This window comes from Halomonas colorata (assembly GCF_014897985.1).
Taxonomy (GTDB): Bacteria; Pseudomonadota; Gammaproteobacteria; order Pseudomonadales; family Halomonadaceae; genus Vreelandella; species Vreelandella colorata.
In genome coordinates, this window is record NZ_JABUZA010000038.1 from 16,381 (window position 1) to 37,433 (window position 21,053).

The following is a 21,053-nucleotide window of genomic DNA, read 5'->3' on the forward strand; positions in this document are numbered from 1 at the left end:
TTCATGTCATTGAACACGCGTTTGTTATTTGCACTACTCGGTTTTCCGCTATTGGTGTATGCCATGATGTCTGTTTTGTTGATGGTACAAAGCGAGACAGCACAGCGCGATGCTTTTAAAGAACGCCTTCAAGATGTTGGCGAGTTACTAGCCCCCAGCCTTCAAACTGCGATGGTAGAGGCTGATTCTGAGCGTCTGGAAAGACTGGCTCGCCAATTATTGGATCATCACGGGCTCAGCGCGGTGAGCCTTTTTGATGAGCAGGGCAACCGTTTGTTGGCACTTGGGCGCTCAACCAAGCTCTCCCCACGACTAATGCCACCCCTCTCAACCCAGGTGGAAGAGGAAGATACTATCTGGCGACTGCTGGTGCCCCTGGGTAATGCTCAGTTCGACATACGCCGCACCGGAACAGGCTGGCTTGAAGCAGAAGTGAATACCCATCCACTGACACTTGAACGCTATAAGCTTCTAGCCAGTTTAAGCCTGGGGGGTATGCTGCTGGGATTGCTGCTGTTTCTCGGCGCCTTCGCCCTCAGTCGGTATATTTCCCGTCCTATCGAAGAAGCCAACCAAGCGCTCTATCGCTTGTCGCGGGGTGACTACCGGCAGTATTTAACCCCCGCCCGGCCTATTGAGCTTAACCAGTTAGCGGTTCATGTAAATAGCCTGACAGAGCACTTTCAGCAGTCGCAACGTGACATGCAAACGCAAATCGAGCAAGCCACCAGCGAACTGCAAGAATCAATGGAAACCATTGAAGAGCAAAATATCAAGCTCGACTTGGCGCACCGCAGCGCGTTGCGGGCCAATGCGGTTAAATCAGAATTCTTAGCCAACATGAGCCATGAAATACGCACACCGCTCAATGGTATTATTGGCTTTTGTCGTTTACTGGGCCGCTCAACGCTGGATCATCGCCAGCAAGAGTGGCTTGAACACGTTCATCGCGCCTGCAATAACCTGCTAATGCTGGTCAATGACGTACTCGATTTCTCCAAGCTTGAGGCCAATCGCCTAACGCTTGAAGAAGTCGATATTGATATTGTGCCCCTTCTGGATGAAGTCATCGGCCTGCATGCGCCAGAGGCCCAGCGTAAACGTCTACATCTGGTTACCATGGTTTATGATGATGTGCCCACGCCGCTTAGCGGCGACCCGCTGCGTATCCATCAGGTACTTAGCAATCTAATTGGCAATGCCCTCAAATTTACCCATGAGGGTGAAGTGATTGTGCGCGTGATGCTCGACAATCAGGAAGGTCAGCACGTGGTGCTGCGTATCAGTATCAGCGACACCGGCATTGGCCTGAGTGAGGAGCACCAACAGCAGCTATTTAGCGCGTTTTCCCAAGCGGAACCCAGCCATTCACGCCAGTTCGGCGGAAGTGGCCTGGGGCTTACCATCTGCCGCCAACTGATTGAACGCATGGGGGGCGAGATCAGCGTGGAAAGCGAGCTTGGCCAAGGAACGACGTTCTCCTTTACCCTGCCCCTACTGGCCAACCAAAGCGGTGAACGGCTGCCCGAGCTAAATCTGGAAAGCCCTCTCATACGCCTTTATGAGCCGCATATTCCTACCCGTCATGCATTGGAATATTTACTGGAGCGCTGGGGTGCAATCCCCATGGCGTTTAGCGCCAAGGGCGAAGAAGACCTGCTGATTTTAGGCCTTGAACAAGAAGAGTTTGAAGCTGCGAAAAGACATGAATGGCAACAATTAATTGAACAGGCCGGCTGCCCAGTGCTGATTCTGGCCAACACCACTAGCTTTGATTTACCCCCCTGGGAGCTTCCCCATGGCGGCGAAATGCTGTGTAAGCCGTTTACCCGCGTACAGCTAGCTACCACGTTGCGCCACTTACTTCAGCCGGTGCAAAAAAAGCTCGCGCCCCCCATATCCCGCTCACTTAAACCGCCGGTCGCCTCGGCTATCCATATTCTGATCGTTGACGATAATGCATCCAACCGAGAACTACTTAAGGCTATGCTCGAAACTGAGCAAATACGCATTACGCTGGCATCCAGCGGTCAGGAGGCGCTGGCCTTTGCGCTTAATCACACGGCGGATATCGTGCTTATGGATATCCGCATGCCCGGCATGGACGGTGTTCAAACAAGCCAGGCACTACGCCGCATCAGCAATCGCTGGTCGCGCTGCCCGATTGTCGCGGTCACCGCGCATGCCTTAAGTAACGAGCGCCAGCAGTGGCTGGCGGCGGGTCTGGATGATGTGCTGATCAAGCCTATTGATGAAACGCAGCTTCAGCAGCTATTGCAGCGTTTTTTGGACATTACAGCTTATCTGCCCGCCAGCACGCAGGCCACTTCCCAGGAGAGCTCGCTGAGCTCCCCGACGAGCGAAGCGCTGCCTGCCGTCGATCTGGCGCTGGGCACACGGCTTGCCGGAGGTAAGAAGCACCTTGCCTACGAGCAGCTAATTCGCTTGATCGATAATCTGGAAGAAACCGAAGAAAAAATACACACAGCTTATGCGCGCAAGGATGTAGAAGCCCTCATTGACTGGGTGCATGGTCTCAACGGCGCTAGCCGCTACTGTGGTGCGCCTGAGCTTGCATTGCTGGTTGAAACGCTGGAAACACGGCTGCGCACCAGTGGGTTGAACCACGCCGAAAGCCTGCTGGAAGCGCTTTATAGCGCCATGGCCCGCCTGCGCACGCAGCGTAGTATGCTGGCCCGTGGGGCTAACGCTCAAGAATGACAAAGGCGACGGCATACTCGGCTTCATCACTTAACGTGATGTGGCTGGTGGTGGCACCCGATGCCTGCATTAGCCGCTTGGCTTCATGACTTAACTGCAGATGGGGCTTACCCAGGGCGTCATTGGCGACCTGAATATCGCCCCACTGCATACCGCTGCGAAGACCCAGCCCTAGCGCTTTTACAAAGGCTTCTTTAGCGGCGAACCGTTTGGCCAGATAGGCCGTTGGTTTGCCCTTTTGCTGCCAGGTGGCGTACTCATCAACCCCCAGAATCCGCCTGGCAAAGCGTGGCCCATGACGCTCCATCGCCTGCGCAAAGCGCGCAACCCGGGCAATATCCGAGCCGATACCCACGATCATGATTTAGTGACCGCAGCATTCATGGTGGTTATGCGCATGATCATGGTCGTGTTCGTGGTCATGCGCATCTAAAGCGGCCATCAGGCCTGCTTCCTGACCGGCGATAATAAGCCGTTTCATTTCCTGCACGGCCTCTTTAAGGCCGACAAACAGCGCGCGGGCAATAATGGCATGGCCAATATTTAGCTCATTAACCCCGGGCAGCGCGGCTATCGCTTCTACGTTGTGGTAGTGAAGGCCGTGCCCTGCGTTAACCACCAGACCTAGCGATACCGCGTGCGTGGCGGCAGTGGTCAAACGCTCATACTCTGCATTGGCCACATCACTGCCCGGCTTGGCTTCGGCATAAGCGCCGGTATGCAGCTCAATGGTCGGTGCGCCAGCGCGATGGGCCGCGTCGATTTGCGCTTCTTCAGGGTCGATAAATAGCGACACGTCACAACCGGCTTTTTTTAGCCGTTCACACGCGCTGGCAATAGCGTCAAAGCCACCGACCACATCCAATCCGCCTTCGGTCGTAAGCTCTTCACGCTTCTCCGGTACCAGGCAAACGTGAGCCGGACGCACTTCCTCGGCCAGCGCAAGCATCTCCTCGGTCACCGCCATTTCCAGGTTCATACGAGTATTGAGCATCTCGGCCAATAGCCTTACATCGCGAGGCTGAATATGGCGCCGGTCTTCACGTAAGTGCACGGTAATACCATCGGCGCCCGCTTCTTCGGCAAGTAAAGCGGCCTGCACCGGATCAGGGTAGCGGGTGCCGCGCGCCTGACGCAGCGTGGCGATATGATCAATATTAACGCCTAGCAAAATGCGAGGAGGATGCATAACTGTCTCCAATCAAGAAAAGTCGTAAACGTAGACTATGGTTGACGTCGGCGGGCTAGCGCCACCATAAGCTCTCGAGAACGCAGAGCGGTCGACCCCAAGTGCGGCGCCAGCGCGGCACGCATAACGGATTTTAGAACGTTGGCAAGACCCGCATGCTGCCAGTCGCCTTGTTCCACATAGCGCAGTGCGCGAGCTTCGAGCCCGTTATCTGCGGGTAGAAAAGCGCGGCTCTGCGGATCAAACCGGTAGCGAACCTGTGGGTCTAGCGGATTGCCGTCGGGTGTACAAAAACGCGGCGTCGCTTCGAGCGCTTCAAGCAAAGCCCACTCGTAGCGGCGCAAGGCTAAAGCCCGTTCAGAAGGGATAGGTAGCGCTTCAAGCAGGGCCGTATAGAAGGCAAAAACATCGCCCGCAATAAGCTCTAATGGCAATAAGCGGGTGGCAATTTCATTGGCGTAAAGGCCGCATAGCAAGCCCTCACCCGCCAATAATGCCGTCTGCCCACGCGACTCCATTAAAGTAAGCCGCTTGAGATCCCGCTCACCGCGCCAGCTAACAAACAGTGGCGTGAACGGCTGCAAGCGTTGACGTGACTTTGACCCCGGCCGTTGCCCGCCATGGGCAACGGCGCGTATGCGGCCATTATTCAGCGTTAATAAATCTACCAGTGCACTGGTTTCACGATAAGGCTTGCGGTGCAGTAAGAACGCGGGCTCCGCTGACATCGCAACACTCAATCGAGGTCGTAACCCAGGCTTTTCAAAGCACGCTCGTCATCGGACCAACCGCGCTTCACTTTCACCCACATATTAAGCATGACCTTGGTGCCCAGCGCACGCTCCATATCCAGACGCGCTTCACGGCCAATGCTCTTGATCCGATCGCCGTTTTCACCGATCAGAATCACCTTCTGACCCTGGCGTTCCACCAGAATCAACGCGCTGATATGCGTGACGCGCTCGGTTTCGCGGAACTCTTCGATCTCGACGGTCATCTGGTACGGCAGCTCGTCACCCAGCTGGCGCATGACTTTTTCGCGCACCAGCTCCGCGGCCATAAAGCGCAGGCTCTTGTCGGTAATCTGATCTTCGGGGAAGAAATGCACGCTTTCCGGCAGGTACTTGGCCACTTCCTCTTCCAGCGTATCCACCTGAGTGCCGTGTTTAGCCGAAATAGGCACTACCGCTGCAAACTCGCGCCGCGCGCCCACTTCCGCAAGCCAGGGGAGTAAATCACCCTTGTCCTGAAGGCGATCGACCTTGTTGACCGCCAGAATCACCGGCGCTTTAACGTGTTCAAGGCGCTTGAGTACCGCCTGATCTTCCTCGGTCCAGCGAGTGCGGTCGATAATAAACACCACACAGTCGACATCACGCAGCGCCTGGGTAGCCGCCTGGTTCATAAAGCGGTTGATGGCTTTATTGCGGTCTTTCGACATGATGTGCATGCCGGGCGTATCCACGTAGATAAACTGCGTGTCCTCAACCGTTTTAATGCCCATTACCTGGTGACGCGTGGTTTGTGGACGCCGTGAGGTAATGGAGATTTTTTGCCCCAGAATTCGATTCATGAGGGTTGATTTGCCTACGTTAGGCCGTCCGACGATGGCCACAAAGCCGCAGGATTGGCTCATGATTTGTCTCCTGATTTTTTCTCAAGGTACGAAAGCGCTTCTTCGGCCGCCTGCTGTTCAGCATGGCGGCGGCTAGGGCCTTTACCGGTGGTATGCTCGCTTAGTAGCTCAATGTAGCACTCCACGGTAAAGGTCTGGGCATGCGCCTCGCCCTTTACAGAGACCACTTCATAGCGCGGCAGCGCTGCCTGACGCGATTGCAAAAACTCTTGTAAGCGTGTTTTAGGATCTTTCTGGGTATCTTGTAACGAGATATTCTCTAGCCGCTCGGCGTACCAGGAAAGAACGCGTTCTCGGACGACATCCATACCGGCGTCCAGATAAATGGCCCCGATTATCGCTTCAACCGCATCGGCGAGGATCGACTCGCGACGATGCCCTCCGCTTTTCATTTCCCCGGAACCCAGGCGCAAGCATTCGCCAAAGGTCATTTCACGGGCTAGTTCAGCCAGCGTCTGGCCTTTCACCAAACGTGCACGAAGGCGCGACAACTGCCCTTCGCGCGCCTGAGGGAAACGCTGAAACAAAGCTTCTGCGATAACGAAGTTAACAATCGAGTCGCCTAAAAACTCCAGGCGCTCATTGTTACGCCCACCGTAGCTTCGGTGAGTCATGGCCAACTCCAAGAGCGATTCGTCGCCAAAGGTGTGGCCGATTCGTCGGCAAAAAGCGTTTAAGGAATTACTCACAGAGCTCCTACGTCATTGACGTTAACTAAAGTGACATGATTGATCAAAACCAACCTAAACCCGTTCATTCAATGCTTCGCACACTGCTAAAGCTTGGCAGACCGCCATCCCAATGCATCCATACGGCAAAGGCACGCCCCACGATATTTTCTTCGGGTACAAATCCCCAGTAACGGCTATCGTTGGAGTGATCGCGGTTATCGCCCATCATGAAGTAGTGGCCTTCGGGCACTTCGACTTCACGCATCTGCGGCCCAGGGTCGCGCGGGTTGTTATAAATGGCGTGGCTCGCGCTGCCCAGCTGCTCTTGCAATAATAGCTCTTGAGGCGCGGTTTCGGGACCTTCTTCGACCAGCGTCTTGGCTATCGGCTCATCGTTAATGTATAGCTGCTTATCTTCGTAGCGAATACGGTCACCCGGCAGGCCTACCACACGTTTGATGAAGTTGACCGATGGCTCGTCGGGAAAGCGGAATACCATCACATCGCCGCGTTCAGGATCATCCACTTCCAGGATACGGTCATGAACGACAGGCAGGCGAAGTCCGTAGGCAAATTTGTTTACCAGGATAAAGTCACCAACCTCGAGGGTTGGCCGCATTGAGCCCGAGGGGATCTGGAACGGCTCGACAATGAAGCTGCGTACCACCAGCACCACCAGCAGTACCGGGAAGAACGAGCGCGCGTAGTCCACAGGCCATGGCTCTTTGAGCAGCTTATCCCGCGTAGGCCCATCCACGCCTTCAACCGTCGCCGCCTCCGCCTTGGCCAGGCGTTCACGCCGCTTGGGACGCAGCCAGACAGCATCAATGAAATAAATGACCCCTGAAATTGCAACGGCCAGTACCAGCAGTAATGAAAAATCCATAGAGGACGTATTCCCTAGTCGTTAACCTTGAGCACAGCGAGGAAGGCATCCTGGGGGATTTCAACACGCCCCACCTGTTTCATCCGCTTTTTACCGGCTTTCTGTTTTTCCAGCAGTTTCTTCTTACGGCTTACGTCGCCGCCATAACACTTGGCGGTCACGTTCTTGCGCAGTGCCTTGACCGTGGAACGTGCCACGACCTGACCACCAATGGCCGCCTGAATAGCCACGTCAAACATCTGACGCGGAATCAGCTCTTTCATTTTCTCGACCAGCAACCGGCCACGGCTGTGGGCGTGGTCACGGTGAATGATCACCGCGAGGGCATCTACCTTTTCGCTGTTGATCAGTACATCCAGACGCACCAGCTTGGCCGCTTCAAAACGCTCGAAATTGTATTCAAGCGACGCATAGCCACGGGAGATGGATTTCAGACGGTCAAAGAAGTCCATGACCACTTCCGACATCGGCAGCTCATAGGCCAGTTGAATCTGATTACCCAGGAACTGCATGTCCTTCTGGGTCCCACGGCGCTGCTCACACTCGGTGATCACGTTGCCCACGAACTCCTGCGGTACCAGAATGCTGGCCCGTACGATAGGCTCACGCATTTCATCCACGTCTGCCATATCCGGCAGTTTGGAGGGGTTGGAGACGTAGGTGACATCGCCATTTTTCATGGCGAGTTCGTATACCACGGTAGGTGCAGTGGTAATGAGATCAATGTCGTATTCGCGCTCAAGCCGCTCCTGGATGATTTCCATGTGCAGCGTGCCGAGGAAACCAACGCGGAAACCAAAGCCCAGGGCATCCGAGTTTTCCGGTTCATACTCTAAAGAAGCATCGTTGAGCGCGAGCTTTTCAAGCGCATCACGGAAGTCTTCGTAATCATCGGCGCTGACCGGGAACATCCCGGCATACACCTGAGGCTTCACCTTTTGGAAACCCGGCAGACGCGGCACATCGGGCGTTTTGGTATGGGTGATGGTGTCACCCACCGGCGCGCCGTGGATCTCTTTAATCCCGGCGACAATAAAGCCCACTTCACCGGCGCGCAGAATGTTGGTTTCTTTGCGCAGCGGAGTAAAAATGCCCACTTCGGTGGTGTTCCAATCGCGGCCCGTTGACTTGATACGGATTTTTTCGCCCTTGCGCAGCGTGCCGTCAAACAAGCGCACCAGCGAAACAACGCCCAGATAGTTATCAAACCAGGAGTCAATGATTAGTGCCTGCAGGGGCGCATCCCGGTCGCCTTTGGGCGGCGGAATATCCCGAACCAAACGCTCAAGCAGACCATCAATACCGATACCGCTTTTGGCTGACACCTGACAGGCGTCAGTAGCATCAAGGCCAATGATTTCCTCGATTTCTTGCGCTACCTTGTCCGGGTCGGCCTGGGGCAAGTCGATTTTATTGAGGACGGGCAGCACTTCCAGGCCCTGCTCAATAGCGGTGTAGCAGTTAGCCACCGACTGCGCCTCGACCCCTTGGGCCGCATCCACAACCAGCAGCGCCCCTTCGCAGGCATAAAGCGAGCGCGATACTTCGTAGGAGAAATCCACGTGCCCGGGCGTATCGATGAAATTGAGCTGATACACCTCGCCATCGGCCGCGGTGTAATCGAGCGTCACTGACTGCGCTTTAATGGTAATGCCGCGCTCGCGCTCAATATCCATGGAGTCGAGCACTTGCTCTTTCAGCTCACGCTGGGTCAGGCCGCCACAGGTTTGAATCAAACGGTCAGAAAGGGTCGATTTCCCGTGGTCAATGTGAGCGATAATTGAGAAGTTTCTTATGTTTTTGAGCTTGCTGCTAGAAACGTCATGGGACATCGAAAGTGTTCTGCCTTAGTGGTACGCAAGCGGCTCTAAAACTGGCCGCCTCGAAAGTTTAAAGCTCGAAAACAGTCGGCCCATTGGCCGCTTTATCTATTTTCGTTAAAAAGATAAGCGCTATTGTAGCGATATGCGGGGGATAGGAACAGCAGTCCGGCGTGAACCGCCGGACTGAATAGGCAGGAAAAGCGTTTATTCTAGGCGCAGAGCGACAAACAGTGAGCGACCATCACGATAAATACGCAGTGGAATTGCCCGATCGCTAGGCAGTCCTTCAACAATGCTTAGCAGCTCATCGGCTGATGACACACCCCGGTGGTCAATGCTTACCAGTACATCACCCACTTGCAGGCCCGCCTGTGCGGCAACGCTACCCGGCTCAACCTGGCGAACTTCAACACCTCCATCGATGCTCAAGCGCTCACGCACGGTATCGTCAAGCTCAGCGACCGAAATACCTAAGCGAACCTGGTTATTGCTGCCCTCGCCCTCGGCCTTTTCAGAATCCGGCCAATGGCCCAGTTCAACGGTTTCGGTGACCTGTTCGCCATCGCGCATCAAGGTCAGTTCTACCTCACTGCCTGGAGCTGCACGACCAATCAAACGCGGCAATGAGCTTGAACGATCGACCTCATCCCCATTAACGCTAATGATCACATCGCCTGCACGTAAGCCACCTTGGGCCGCGGGGCCTTCGGGGTCTAGATCCGCAATTAGCGCGCCACTGGCGTTTTCCATACCAAACGATTCGGCTAAATCACGCGACACCGGTTGAATCATGACACCCAGCCAGCCGCGGTCAACGTGGCCGCCTTCGCGCAGCTGGTCGGCAACGTCCATGGCCACATTAATCGGAATCGCAAACGAGAGCCCCATAAAGCCGCCGCTGCGGGTAAAGATTTGCGAGTTAATCCCGACCACTTCGCCGTCCAGATTAAACAGCGGGCCACCTGAGTTACCGGGATTTATCGCCACATCGGTTTGAATAAACGGAACGTAAGCATCCCGCGGCAGCGTACGATTAATCGCGCTCACAATGCCAGCGGTTACCGAATGGTCAAAACCAAAGGGAGAACCGATGGCAGCGACCCACTCGCCCACTTTCAAATTATCAGAATTACCCAGGTTTAGAACGGGCAAACCGGTTGCTTCAATTTTTAATAAGGCCACATCCGTCTGGGCATCGCTACCAACGAGCTCAGCGGGAAGTTCACGACGGTCATTTAAACGCACCAGAATTTCATCGGCATCCTGCACCACGTGGGCATTCGTCATGACATAGCCGTCTTCGCTAATTACAAACCCGGAACCCAGCGATTGGCGCTCTTCGCTACGCCCCGGGCCACTCCCTGGCGGCGAGGGGAAACTATCGCCAAAACTATCGCCAAAGAAATGCCGAAAAATTTCCGGAATTTCCTGCCCGCCGAATCCCCCAATAGAAGGAGCATTACTACGTTGAACGGTACGGCTTGTTGAGATATTGACGACTCCAGGGGCGGCGTCCTCAACCAGCTCTGTAAAATCAGGTAAATCATAAGCGTAAGCACTTTGACCTACCGTCAAGAGTGCCATCAGGCATAGCCATAGTGCCGAGGGGAGAACCAAGCGCTTCATGCAAGAGCTCCTACTAAAGCAGACATCAAACGAAAAGAAATGCAACTCATGCGAGGTGCAGGACAATTAACTGACCAACCGGGGGCGAAAGCGTTCCGTTCGCCCGCTAAGCAAATGCTTTAAACCTACCACCCCGATTAACAGGGTTGCAAAAAAGCTGGCAGGCACGATCCAATCCGTCACCCTTAGCGCAACCAGACATCCAGATAACGCCAGTGCCAATAAAAGCGGCAACGCATAGATGAGTAACGCCAACAACGTTATATCTGAGCGCTCAAGGCAAAGCGTTACTGGGCTACCCAGCGGATAGCGCTCGCCAAGTAAGAGGACAGGATGGGAAGAGATTACTTCGATGCACTGGCGTTGCTGCCGGGCCAGTATGCCCATGCCACAACCTCGACCCTGAGCACACTGCTGACACGTCTCTTTAATCGATACATCGACTAACAATCCATGCTGGGTATAGCCGACGACGTTTCCATAACGCGTTAAGGCATCACATGAGGGCTTAATCACTGCACATTACTCTGACGTAATTTACTCGTAGTAAAGGACATTAATAGTAAAGGGCATCAACCGTTAACGACGTTTAATCAAACTCGACCGAATGAACGATACGCTGAAGCATGGACGGAGGGACTTCACCAATGCCTACCAACTGCCATTGCAAGTCACCTTGGGTATGCGCTTCAACCGCAATCGAGGAGACACCAATTTGGCTAACGCCACTTTTAAGATTTTGTGTGCCAGCCTGCGGCTCAGCAAAAATACTTACCGTTGCCAAGCCATCGCTATACAGGCGTTGATGCGCCTCTTCATCTCGCGCGGAAACGGGCTGCGCGACAAAACCTTCGGGCAACCACTCTGCATGCCAAGATGGCTCAGAGGCGGGTTGCGTGGCGTCCACGACAATTTGCCCCTCGTAGCGCTCGGGCTCATGCAGCTGGGTTACCTGAAAGGTTTCGAGAATTCGGTCGGTAGGATCACTGAGCACGTGCTTAAGCAACAGTCCCGTGGCGTTATCTAACCACCATTCATGGGTATAGCGCTGATTATCATGCGGTTCAAAGCGCAACTTCACCGCGTCTCGCCCAGCAACACGCGCGCCCTCTTCTAAACTAATGTCGTAAACCTCTGACGTGTGCTCCGTCCAACCTTTTAGCGAAGGAAAGCCATTGCTTCCATTAGCTTTCCAGGCTAGCTGCCCTACTCGCGAGCGGCGCTCAACACTGATGGAAGGCCCATCAAGTTGCTGCACCACCTGCTGGCGGATGCCATCCTGAATGCGATGGGAAAGCGCTAACGTGCGCACATCGATAGAATTAATCGCCACCGCTCTGGCCTGGAAGGTATAGCAGTGGCTCGCCTGTAAACTTCGTTCGAGCCACTGCTCAATGCTGGCGGGCGTTTCAGCAGCAGACGTATCAACACAAAGGTTCTGGGTATCGCTTTGTGCATACGCCTGTAAAGGCAACAGGCTGACGCTCATTAATGCGCCCAGAGCCACCAGCCTGCTTCGCCAAGTTACCATCATGCGGGGTATTCCTTCACTAACGATCGTCGCCTTATTAAGCCAGCGCTATCAACGCTGACCCAGCGGCTCAGTGACGGAAGAAGAACGCATCAACGGCATCCAGCTGTCGCCATTACCGTAAGCGGCACCTTGAGAGTGCTGCTCCAAATACGACTGCAGAAGCCTTATTTGATCAACATCAATGGCAGTACTTTGTTGCATGGTGGCAGTTTGCGGCACGGCTGCCGACTCAAAGCCCGCATCGCTTACATTCATAAAGCCGCTTTGCGACTGCCCCGTTAGCCTGAACGGCGTCGGTTCAAACATGGGCATGTTGGCAGACATCACGGAGGCAGGCTGAGAAGCGCCCAGGCTTACCGGCTGCACCTGCCCAGCCATAGAGCCGCCGTTTGATGCAGTCACCGCCATGTCGCCGCCAGTGCTAACACCCGTGCCACTGCTGTTACCGTTACCTAAAAACTGCACACCAGTGATCACCATCAAAGATACAGCAGCGGCCACACCCGCACCCCGTGCAAAAGAGATACCGTTTGAGCGCATGGGAGCGCGTTCTTGAGCATCATCAAGCAGCGGCGCAGGCTCGTCTTGCAAACGCGCCATAATACCGGCCGACAGATCAACGCTGATATCCACGCCTTGCTCACGCTGCATCATGCTGCGGGCCAAGTGGTAACGTCGCCACGTATCTGCCGCGTCAGCGTCATTTGGTAGTGCCTTCAACACTCGGCGTAGTTCCAGCTCATCACTTTCGCTATCCATTAATGCTGAAAGTGATTCCCGTGTGTTTTGACTCATACTTCACACCCTCACACTGTGTTAAATGAAGTCCTACCGCAGTACGGCAAATAAGCAGTGACCGCTGTAATAACTTCACAGGCTAAGACCTGAACAACTTGCCCTGCAATAAGCACTTACGTTAGTTCTAACTTAGGGCTTGTTGCTTAAGGCGCTGCTGTAAATAGCGTCACGGCTGTTAACTCTCTTCCGCTTATCGAAAGCGGTCAGCCTGTATGACGCTCCACTTTCCAGACAGTTCACAAAAAAAGTAAAAACGTAATTATTTGTGACCAATCCGTTAGCTACCCGACAAGGTCTAATGCGCAAAATACGCTATTGGGTACTGCTGTTATTGACCATTAATCGTCACGACTGTTCCGTGCGGTAGTCACCAAAGGGCGAATATGTTCATCCACCGCTTCACGAGCACGGAAAATTCGTGAGCGCACGGTTCCCACCGGGCACTGCATTATCTGGGCAATATCTTCATACGCCAGGCCATCAAGCTCACGTAACGTAATGGCGGTACGTAGATCATCCGGTAGGTTTTCAATCGCCTCATAAACCGCTGCCTCAAGCTGATCACGGGCAATGGCGGCTTCCGGCGACTCGGCATCGGCCAGCCGACCGCTTTGATCAACAATTTCGGCATCGACAATATCCAGGTCGCTACCGGGCGGGCGACGACCACGTGACACTAGGTGGTTTTTAGCCGTGTTGATGGCGATCCGGTACATCCAGGTATAAAAAGCGCTCTCGGCACGAAATTTACCCAGCGCCCGGTACGCCTTGATAAATGCCTCTTGCGCCACGTCCTGAACTTCCGAGTGATCATGTACGTAGCGTCCGATCAACCCAATAATTTTATGCTGATATTTTTTTACCAGCAGATCAAAAGCGCGCGTATCGCCTTTTTGGGCACGTTCGACAAGCTGTTGGTCCGTTTCCCGAGTGCCCATTCACACGCTCCTCCAGCTCGTACGACGTGCGTCGAGCCTTATTCCTATTAGCCCCTTTGCGCGGGCCTTCACAGCAAGCAACATAGTGTCCCTTGGGGATTAATTAATGATAGTGATGAAAGAGGCTAACAAAACAATGCCCCATAAATGATTCATAGCGCTAAGTGTTACGCGTTCTGTGCGACGCATCAAGCGCTTACCCCCTACTTGCAAAATCCAGGAGCTGACACTGTTCAACGCTGCCAAGTTCCTCAATAATTGATTTTTACCACTGTGACACGCCATAGTAGGTGCCATTTTCCGTTCATTGCGCAAGCATAGGTAGCTAGATGTCAGAACAGCAGGTTCACAATCTTAACGTCCTCGCTCAGGATGTTCTCACGACGCCGGACGCGCTTAAACAGGCCGTTCCTCTTACCGACGCGGCTGAACGCACGGTTATAGAAGGGCGCCAGACTATCCAAAATATCCTGGATGGCAAAGACCCCCGCCTATTGGTTGTGGTCGGCCCCTGCTCCATCCATGATGTTGAGGCAGCCCTGGATTATGCCCGTCGCCTTCGCACACTGGCCGACCAGGTAAGTGATAGCCTGTACATCGTGATGCGCGTTTACTTTGAAAAACCGCGCACCACCGTTGGCTGGAAAGGCCTGATCAACGACCCGCACCTTAACGACTCGTTTGAGATCGATGAAGGACTGCACATTGCTCGCAAGCTGCTCGTTGACCTGGCGGAGCTTGGTTTACCGCTTGCCACAGAAGCACTTGACCCCATTTCGCCCCAGTATCTTCAAGACTGTATCAGCTGGTCTGCCGTGGGCGCGCGTACCACAGAATCACAAACCCACCGCGAAATGGCTTCCGGTCTTTCCTCGCCAGTCGGTTTTAAAAACGGCACCGACGGCAGTCTGGATGTTGCCATCAACGCGCTGCAGTCCGTTGCCAACCCACACAATTTCTTGGGCATTAACCAGGCAGGTCAGGTATCGGTTATTCGCACTCGGGGCAATGCCTACGGCCACGTCGTGCTACGCGGCGGTAACGGCAAACCCAACTACGATAGCGTAAGCGTCGCCCTGGCGGAAAAAGAGCTTAAAAAAGCCAATATTTCGCCCAACATCATGATCGACTGCTCCCACGCTAACTCAAACAAAGACCCTGCTCTGCAGCCACTAGTCTTGGAAAATGTTACTAATCAGATTCTGGAAGGTAACACATCCATCATCGGCCTGATGATAGAGTCCAACATCGGCTGGGGAAGTCAGAAAGTACCTGCCGACCTCAGCCAGCTAGCGTATGGCGTCTCAATTACTGATGCGTGTATCGACTGGGATACCACCGTTGATGCCTTTAAGCGTATGAACGATAAACTGGCGTCGGTATTAGCCAAGCGTATTACTGTGTAACGATGCCTTGCCTTACCCCACTGCAGTAAGCTTCGCAGCGGGGTAAGGTTAGTGTATTTCTCTTCGAAATGGCGGCAACGCATCTAACAGCGCCTGACCATAGCGGCGAGTTATCACACGCTTATCAAGCAGTGTAATCGTCCCGTGGTCACTCTCTTTACGAATGAGTCGCCCGCAGGCCTGCACCAGTTTGATGGAAGCATCAGGTACGCTGATCCGCATAAAAGAGTTTCCCCCCTGACTTTCAATCCATTCGGCAAGCGTTGCGCCCACGGGGTCATCGGGCACCGCAAACGGCAGCCGGGTAATCACCACGTGGGTCAGATAATCTCCAGGCAGGTCGATACCTTCGGCAAAGCTTGCCAGCCCGAAAATAATACTCCCCTTACCTTTATCAACCGCCGCGCGGTGCTGAGTGATGAGCTCCCGTTTGGGCAGCGCATCCTGGGCAAGCACACGCTCCTTGATAGCCGCTGGCAGGCCCTTTTCCACGGCGCGCAGCTGCGCCCGTGACGAAAACAGCACCAGGGCAGCCTCTTTATCGGCTAGTTGCGTTACAAATTGCACAATAGCGCTTTCATGCGCTTCCCGGTCACTGGGATCGGTAGCCTCTTTGGGCACCCGTAGTACCGCATTAGCATAATTGAACGGGCTAGGCAGCGCCTGATAACGGTAGCGGTTTGCCAGCCCCGCCCGCTCCTGCAGCCGTTCAAACCGACCCAGTGCGGTAAGCGTAGCCGACGTTACCACCGCACCGTGGCAGCGCCCCCATAAATGCTTGGCCAGCGTATGGGCGGCCGATACCGGGCTTGCCGAAAATTCGATTTCAGGTTCACCCGCAACGCGGCTAAGCGTTACCCACCTGGCGCTGGGCGGCGCGTTGGGCGGGTCCTGCTCGCTAAAGGCCTGCCATAGCGCATGGGCCTCAAGCGCCCGGCCATGCAGTAAGGCCACTAGCGGTAGCCAGCTTTCGGCCTGCTCGCGATCAAGGCCGGTCTGTTTATCCGGATCAAGACTCTCACGTAAAATATCGCTGATACTCTCCAGACACCGCGAAAGCGTGGCGAACATGACCAGCAGTTGCTGTGCCTGGTCGCGCAGCGCATCGGGCACCTGGCCCTTTTCAAAGCGCGACTGCAGGGTGTTTTCTTCCTCTGACAGCCCGTTGGACCGGCCGGCAATCTGATGCCCGACGCTGAACACATCGCCAAGCACCGGCTCAAGACCCTGAATCACCTCTGGCAGACCCGCCAGCAAACGCGCGATGGTTGGCTGTATTGCCAGCGCTTGGTGCAGATCTGTCAAACTGCTTTTCAGCGTTTTTAGCCAGCGCACACAGCCGTGTACCGCAAATCGATGGGCAAAATGCGAGAGCGCCTTATCGGGCAGGTGATGGCCTTCATCGAAGACAAAAATGCAGTCCGCCGGATCGGGCAGAATAGCCCCGCCCCCCAAGGCCAAATCAGCCAGCACCAGATCATGATTGGCCACAATGACGTCGGCATTTTCAAGTTCACGCCGCGAGCGAAAAAAAGCGCAGGCGCCAAAATGGCCGCAGCGCCTTCCCGTACATTGGCGATGATCAACGGTAAGCCGTCGCCAGTGCGTATCCTCAATGGCGACTGGCCAGTTATCACGATCACCTTCCCACTCGCCCTGCCCGTAGGCTTCCGCCATATCGGTAGCCAGTACGGAAAAATCACTGCTTTGGGTTTGCAGGGAATGCTCGAATAGCGAAAGCGTGGGGTTAGGTTCAGAGCCTTCCAGCACCTCATCCAGCTTCGCCACGCAAACATAGCGGCCGCGACCTTTGGCCAGCGCGTAACGAAAGGCAATACCGCTATGGCTGGCAAGCGCGGGCAGATCCTGGTTAAGCACCTGTTCTTGCAGGGCGACCGTCGCTGTCGAAATGACCAGCCGCTTGCCGCGGGCTTTCGCAATCGGCAAGGCGGCGATCAGGTAGGCCAGCGTTTTTCCCGTGCCGGTACCCGCTTCAAGCACGCATACATGGCTGTCGCTTACACGCTTACCTTCACTATCGCTTTCGATATCCCCCAGCGTACGGGCAATTTCGGCAATCATCAGCCGCTGCCCGTAGCGTGGGGTAAGCTCGAGCTTTTCCACCACGCGACGGTAGGCGTCTTGAATATCGCTTTTTAAGGCATTATCGAGCATGCGCTTTACAGCATGCCTTCCGGCGGATGCTCGCAGGGAAGCTTGTCATTGATATAACGCTCGATTTCCGGCAGCGAGAAGGCATCTTCTTCACCCACAAAGCTGATCGAAACGCCTTTAGCGCCCGCACGACCGGTACGGCCAATACGGTGAACGTAGTCTTCCGGGTCTTCAGGCAGCGTATAGTTGATGACGTGGCTTACGTCTTCAATATGAATACCGCGCCCGGCCACATCGGTGGCTACCAGCACTTGAATTTCCCCTTCACGGAAACGCTCAAGCGTGGTGATCCGCTGACTCTGCGGCACATCACCGGACAGCATGGCAACGCTGACGCCGGCTTTCTTAAGCAGATCATCCAGCTTGCGAACCAAGTCACGGCGATTACCAAATACCATGACGCGCTCGAAACTCTCCTGCTCAAGCAGATTCACCAGCAGGCGCTGCTTGTCGTCATCGGAGACAAGGTAAACGCGCTGGTCGATATCGGCCTGGTTTTCAACCGTGACTTCAATCTCAACGTGGGCCGGGTTCAGCGTCCACTGACTGGCCAGATTCAGGATATCGTCGGTAAAGGTTGCCGAAAACAGGAACGTCTGACGCTCTTCTGTCTTTGGCGTGTAGCGAATAATACGCTTCACGTCTGGAATAAAGCCCATCGACAACATGCGGTCAGCTTCATCCAGCACCAGTACTTCGACTTCAGAAAGGTCGATATCGCGCTTTTGATGAAAATCCAACAGGCGGCCCGGGGTGGCAACCAGGATATCGATCTTTTTACCCAGGCTTTCACGCTGCTTTTGATAGTCCATTCCACCGACAACGCTTGCCACATTCAACTGAGTGAAGCGGGCTAGCGCTTTGGCATCTTTTTCTATCTGCAGCGCCAGCTCACGGGTAGGCGCAATAATCAGCGCACGCGGCGCCCCCGCTTTTTGACCATCAGGCGTCGGCTCTTCCAGGAAGTAAGCCAGCACCGAGATTAAAAACGCTGCGGTCTTGCCGGTACCGGTCTGCGCTTTACCGACAATATCGCCACCCAGCAGCGTTTGGCGTAACGCCTCGGCCTGGATCGGCGTGCAGTATTCAAACCCTTGGGCATGGATAGCGCGCATTAGCGGTAGCGGCAGATCAAAGTCATGGAAGCGCCATTTGCCGGCCACGGCAGGCACCTGAAACTGACGAAGATCCCAGCTAGACTGACGACGACGCGGTTTCCGACGGCGGCGTTTTGGCTTACGGTTCTGGGCCGATGCTATGGTCTGTTCCGACTCGCTCATAGGCTATGTATCTGTCCATTGCTGTGAATATTAGGCATCACGAAGTGCGCATTGTATCAGGGGTTGGCGTTAAGAGCGCGTCCTGCTGTCGAAGGTAGGCCAGAGCCTGTTAGAATGTGGCTTAAATCGACGTAAGGAGCGCGACATGACGCGTAAGAAAAAGACACGTTCGCTGGCCGACAAGGTGACGATCCGCACGGGGCGACGCAAAGATTACAAAAAGTGGCGCCACGATAACCCCGATCAGGTGGCGCCGTCACGCCGCTTTGTAGCAAAAAAGCAGCAGCAGCGTAAATTGCAGGCGGTTAAAAAACTGGCCCGCCAGCAAAGTGGTCAAAACATTGCGATTCATCCAGACAAAGGGGCTGAGCAAAAACCAGAGGATAAATCGTAATGCGTTTGGTTTCTTTCAATATCAACGGCATTCGTGCTCGACTTCATCAGCTACAGGCCTTGATTGATACCCAACAACCTGACGTTATTGGCCTGCAGGAAACCAAAGTTCAGGACAGCGAATTTCCCCTGGCCGATGTGGAAGCCATGGGTTACCACGTGTATTACCATGGTCAGAAAGGTCATTACGGTGTGGCACTGATGTGCCGCCAGAAACCTCAGGACGTTTTTTACGGATTCAGTGACGATGACGAAGACGCCCAGCGACGCATGATCGGGGTACGTCTGCTGGCCGATGACGGCGAGCCGATCACCGTATGGAACGGATATTTCCCTCAGAGCGAAAACGTCGAGCACCCCACCAAATTTCCGCACAAGGCGCAGTTCTATCGCCAATTAAAGCGGCTGCTTGATGAACAGCACCGTCCTGACGAGCGCTTGGCAATAATGGGTGATTTTAATATCTCCCCTGAAGATCAGGATATTGGCATTGGCGAAGATAGCCGCAAGCGCTGGCTGCGCGAAGGTAAAGCCAGCTTTCAACCGATTGAGCGTGAATGGCTTGAAGGCATTAAAGCCTGGGGCCTCACCGACAGCTATCGCCTTTGTCACCCAGAAAACAACGAGTGGTTCAGCTGGTTTGACTACCGCTCCAAGGGCTTTGACCGCGAGCCGAAACGTGGCCTGCGTATTGACTACATTCTCGTGACGCAGCCTTTAGCCGACTGCGTTCAGGCCGCCGGGATCGATTACGCAATGCGTGGCATGGAGCGCCCGTCTGACCATGCGCCGACCTGGAGCGATTTTGCGATCACGTTAAAAGCGTCTGCTTAGCCAGCTAGTGCCTGCCGCCACTGCGCGCAGGCAATCTCCCCCCTTAGTCCAGGCTAATTAGTAGCCGAAACCACTCAGTCGAAATTACTCAGCCACTGGCTTGCTTCTTCATCCCCCAGGCTAGCGGCCTGCTCTAATGCCTGCTCGGCCTGTGTTTCCTCTCCCCAGGCATAGGCTAGCTGACCATACTGGCGCCAGTCCTTGGCTGCCTGGGTTTGCTCAGCCAGGGCCTGCCACGCGCTTAACGCATTGTCGACGTGCCTGGCCTGCTGCCAGGCCGTCGCCAGCAGCCGTAACGTCTTTTCATCGCTTTCAACATCGCCGTTTTCCAGCGCTTGAGCTAAATGCTCGGCAGCACGCGCAGGCGTTCCTCCGGCCATATGCAGCTGAATAAGCAGCCACTGATCTTCTGGCGTCTCAAGCTTACCTAACTGCCAGGCCATTTCCCAAAGACCCGCCGCCACACCGGCCTGACCTGCCTGCTGGGCAAGCCCTGCCGCCTGACGCCAGGTTTCTATATCACTATCAGGGCTCAACCCATCCACCAGCCAGCTTAGTGCCTGCTCGTTCTGCCCGGCATGGCGCATTACGGCAAGCGCCAGCGCTTGCTGGCTTTCGTTGAGCTCTGGCGTTTGGCCAATGGCTTGCTCCAGCCGCTCAGCGGCGGCGTCCCACTGCTGCTCTTGCGCCATCAAGCCGACCAATCGCCATAACGCCTGGGTGTCCTGCTCGCTATCCAGCCACTCGCTTAGTAAGCCAATCGCCTGCTCATTTTGGCCCGCCGCGCGGCGCAGCGAGGCTTCTTCACGCAGCCAGCGCGCCGCTTGGTCTGTACCAACGCCACTGGTTTGGCGTGCCGCGGCTAAATGGTCGGCTGCCTGCGCGGGCTGATCCTGGCGAGCCAGGGCGCCGGCGGCCAGCTGATGATAGAGCGCACTCGCCCAGCGATCAGACGCATTGCCTCCACTTAAGCGCTGGGCCTGGGAGGAAGCGCGCTCGGCCACCGCCTCAACCGCACCCTCCTCCAACTGCTCCTGCAGGGCTTTCAGATCACGGATGATATCGCCAGGCAGCGGTGCATTGGCCTGGGCGACAGAAGCCCACACGCTGAACATTAGAATCCACGCTAAACGCTGCATACCG

At 55.0% G+C, this 21,053-nt stretch carries 19 protein-coding genes; 4 read left to right on the plus strand and 15 right to left on the minus strand.

The window, feature by feature from the left end; genetic code table 11:
• Window positions 1-3 precede the first annotated feature (3 nt).
• Window positions 4-2,721, plus strand: coding sequence for an ATP-binding protein (locus tag INT33_RS16285; RefSeq protein ID WP_192538885.1), 2,718 nt, complete (start codon window positions 4-6; stop codon window positions 2,719-2,721).
• On the opposite strand, the gene acpS is transcribed toward INT33_RS16285, so the two are convergent.
• The 12 genes from acpS to rpoE form a co-directional block, all read right to left on the minus strand.
• Entirely contained in the window at window positions 2,705-3,082 is a 378-nt protein-coding gene (gene acpS / locus INT33_RS16290; RefSeq protein WP_193092433.1) for a holo-ACP synthase, read from the minus strand. The genes INT33_RS16285 and acpS overlap by 17 nt on opposite strands.
• A 3-nt stretch (window positions 3,083-3,085) precedes the next feature.
• The gene (gene pdxJ, locus INT33_RS16295; protein WP_192538883.1) at window positions 3,086-3,910 is read right to left on the minus strand and encodes a pyridoxine 5'-phosphate synthase; all 825 of its coding nucleotides are present in this window, start codon (window positions 3,908-3,910) and stop codon (window positions 3,086-3,088) included.
• 35 nt (window positions 3,911-3,945) lie between these two features.
• Window positions 3,946-4,638, minus strand: a complete 693-nt coding sequence (recO, locus tag INT33_RS16300) for a DNA repair protein RecO (RefSeq protein WP_192538882.1) — start codon at window positions 4,636-4,638, stop codon at window positions 3,946-3,948.
• Between the two features lie 8 nt (window positions 4,639-4,646).
• Complete coding sequence (era, locus tag INT33_RS16305; RefSeq protein ID WP_018915846.1) at window positions 4,647-5,546, minus strand: GTPase Era; 900 nt, start codon at window positions 5,544-5,546, stop codon at window positions 4,647-4,649.
• Complete coding sequence (gene rnc, locus INT33_RS16310; protein ID WP_192538881.1) at window positions 5,543-6,235, minus strand: ribonuclease III; 693 nt, start codon at window positions 6,233-6,235, stop codon at window positions 5,543-5,545. The genes era and rnc overlap by 4 nt, the downstream gene beginning before the upstream one ends.
• A gap of 64 nt (window positions 6,236-6,299) precedes the next feature.
• On the minus strand, window positions 6,300-7,103 hold the full coding sequence (gene lepB, locus INT33_RS16315; protein ID WP_192538880.1) for a signal peptidase I: 804 nt from the start codon (window positions 7,101-7,103) through the stop codon (window positions 6,300-6,302).
• Window positions 7,104-7,117: 14 nt separating this feature from the next.
• Complete coding sequence (gene lepA, locus INT33_RS16320) at window positions 7,118-8,935, minus strand: translation elongation factor 4 (protein ID WP_192538879.1); 1,818 nt, start codon at window positions 8,933-8,935, stop codon at window positions 7,118-7,120.
• 195 nt (window positions 8,936-9,130) lie between these two features.
• Complete coding sequence (locus INT33_RS16325; RefSeq protein WP_192538878.1) at window positions 9,131-10,552, minus strand: DegQ family serine endoprotease; 1,422 nt, start codon at window positions 10,550-10,552, stop codon at window positions 9,131-9,133.
• A 66-nt stretch (window positions 10,553-10,618) separates the two neighbouring features.
• A complete protein-coding gene (locus tag INT33_RS16330; RefSeq protein ID WP_192538877.1) occupies window positions 10,619-11,068 on the minus strand; it encodes a SoxR reducing system RseC family protein in 450 nt (149 codons plus the stop codon).
• Between the two features lie 73 nt (window positions 11,069-11,141).
• Entirely contained in the window at window positions 11,142-12,086 is a 945-nt protein-coding gene (locus INT33_RS16335; RefSeq protein ID WP_192538876.1) for a MucB/RseB C-terminal domain-containing protein, read from the minus strand.
• A gap of 48 nt (window positions 12,087-12,134) precedes the next feature.
• The gene (locus INT33_RS16340) at window positions 12,135-12,881 is read right to left on the minus strand and encodes a sigma-E factor negative regulatory protein (RefSeq protein WP_192538875.1); all 747 of its coding nucleotides are present in this window, start codon (window positions 12,879-12,881) and stop codon (window positions 12,135-12,137) included.
• Window positions 12,882-13,222: 341 nt separating this feature from the next.
• Entirely contained in the window at window positions 13,223-13,822 is a 600-nt protein-coding gene (rpoE, locus tag INT33_RS16345) for an RNA polymerase sigma factor RpoE (protein WP_018915838.1), read from the minus strand.
• A gap of 329 nt (window positions 13,823-14,151) precedes the next feature.
• On the opposite strand from rpoE, the gene INT33_RS16350 reads away from it, so the two are divergent.
• On the plus strand, window positions 14,152-15,228 hold the full coding sequence (locus tag INT33_RS16350) for a 3-deoxy-7-phosphoheptulonate synthase (protein WP_192538874.1): 1,077 nt from the start codon (window positions 14,152-14,154) through the stop codon (window positions 15,226-15,228).
• Between the two features lie 48 nt (window positions 15,229-15,276).
• On the opposite strand, the gene dinG is transcribed toward INT33_RS16350, so the two are convergent.
• Window positions 15,277-17,403: an ATP-dependent DNA helicase DinG gene (gene dinG, locus INT33_RS16355; RefSeq protein WP_193092434.1), complete on the minus strand. Its 2,127-nt coding sequence runs from the start codon at window positions 17,401-17,403 to the stop codon at window positions 15,277-15,279.
• Between the two features lie 5 nt (window positions 17,404-17,408).
• Entirely contained in the window at window positions 17,409-18,683 is a 1,275-nt protein-coding gene (gene rhlB / locus INT33_RS16360; RefSeq protein ID WP_018915835.1) for an ATP-dependent RNA helicase RhlB, read from the minus strand.
• Between the two features lie 145 nt (window positions 18,684-18,828).
• Here rhlB and INT33_RS16365 point away from each other — a divergent pair, with 145 nt between their 5' ends.
• Together INT33_RS16365 and xthA are read left to right on the plus strand one after the other, a co-directional pair.
• Window positions 18,829-19,077, plus strand: a complete 249-nt coding sequence (locus INT33_RS16365) for a hypothetical protein (RefSeq protein ID WP_018915834.1) — start codon at window positions 18,829-18,831, stop codon at window positions 19,075-19,077.
• On the plus strand, window positions 19,077-19,910 hold the full coding sequence (xthA, locus tag INT33_RS16370; protein WP_193092435.1) for an exodeoxyribonuclease III: 834 nt from the start codon (window positions 19,077-19,079) through the stop codon (window positions 19,908-19,910). Before INT33_RS16365 ends, xthA begins: the two co-directional genes overlap by 1 nt.
• Window positions 19,911-19,984: 74 nt before the next feature.
• Here xthA and INT33_RS16375 read toward each other — a convergent pair whose 3' ends face one another.
• A complete protein-coding gene (locus INT33_RS16375; RefSeq protein ID WP_192538871.1) occupies window positions 19,985-21,049 on the minus strand; it encodes a tetratricopeptide repeat protein in 1,065 nt (354 codons plus the stop codon).
• Window positions 21,050-21,053 lie beyond the last annotated feature (4 nt).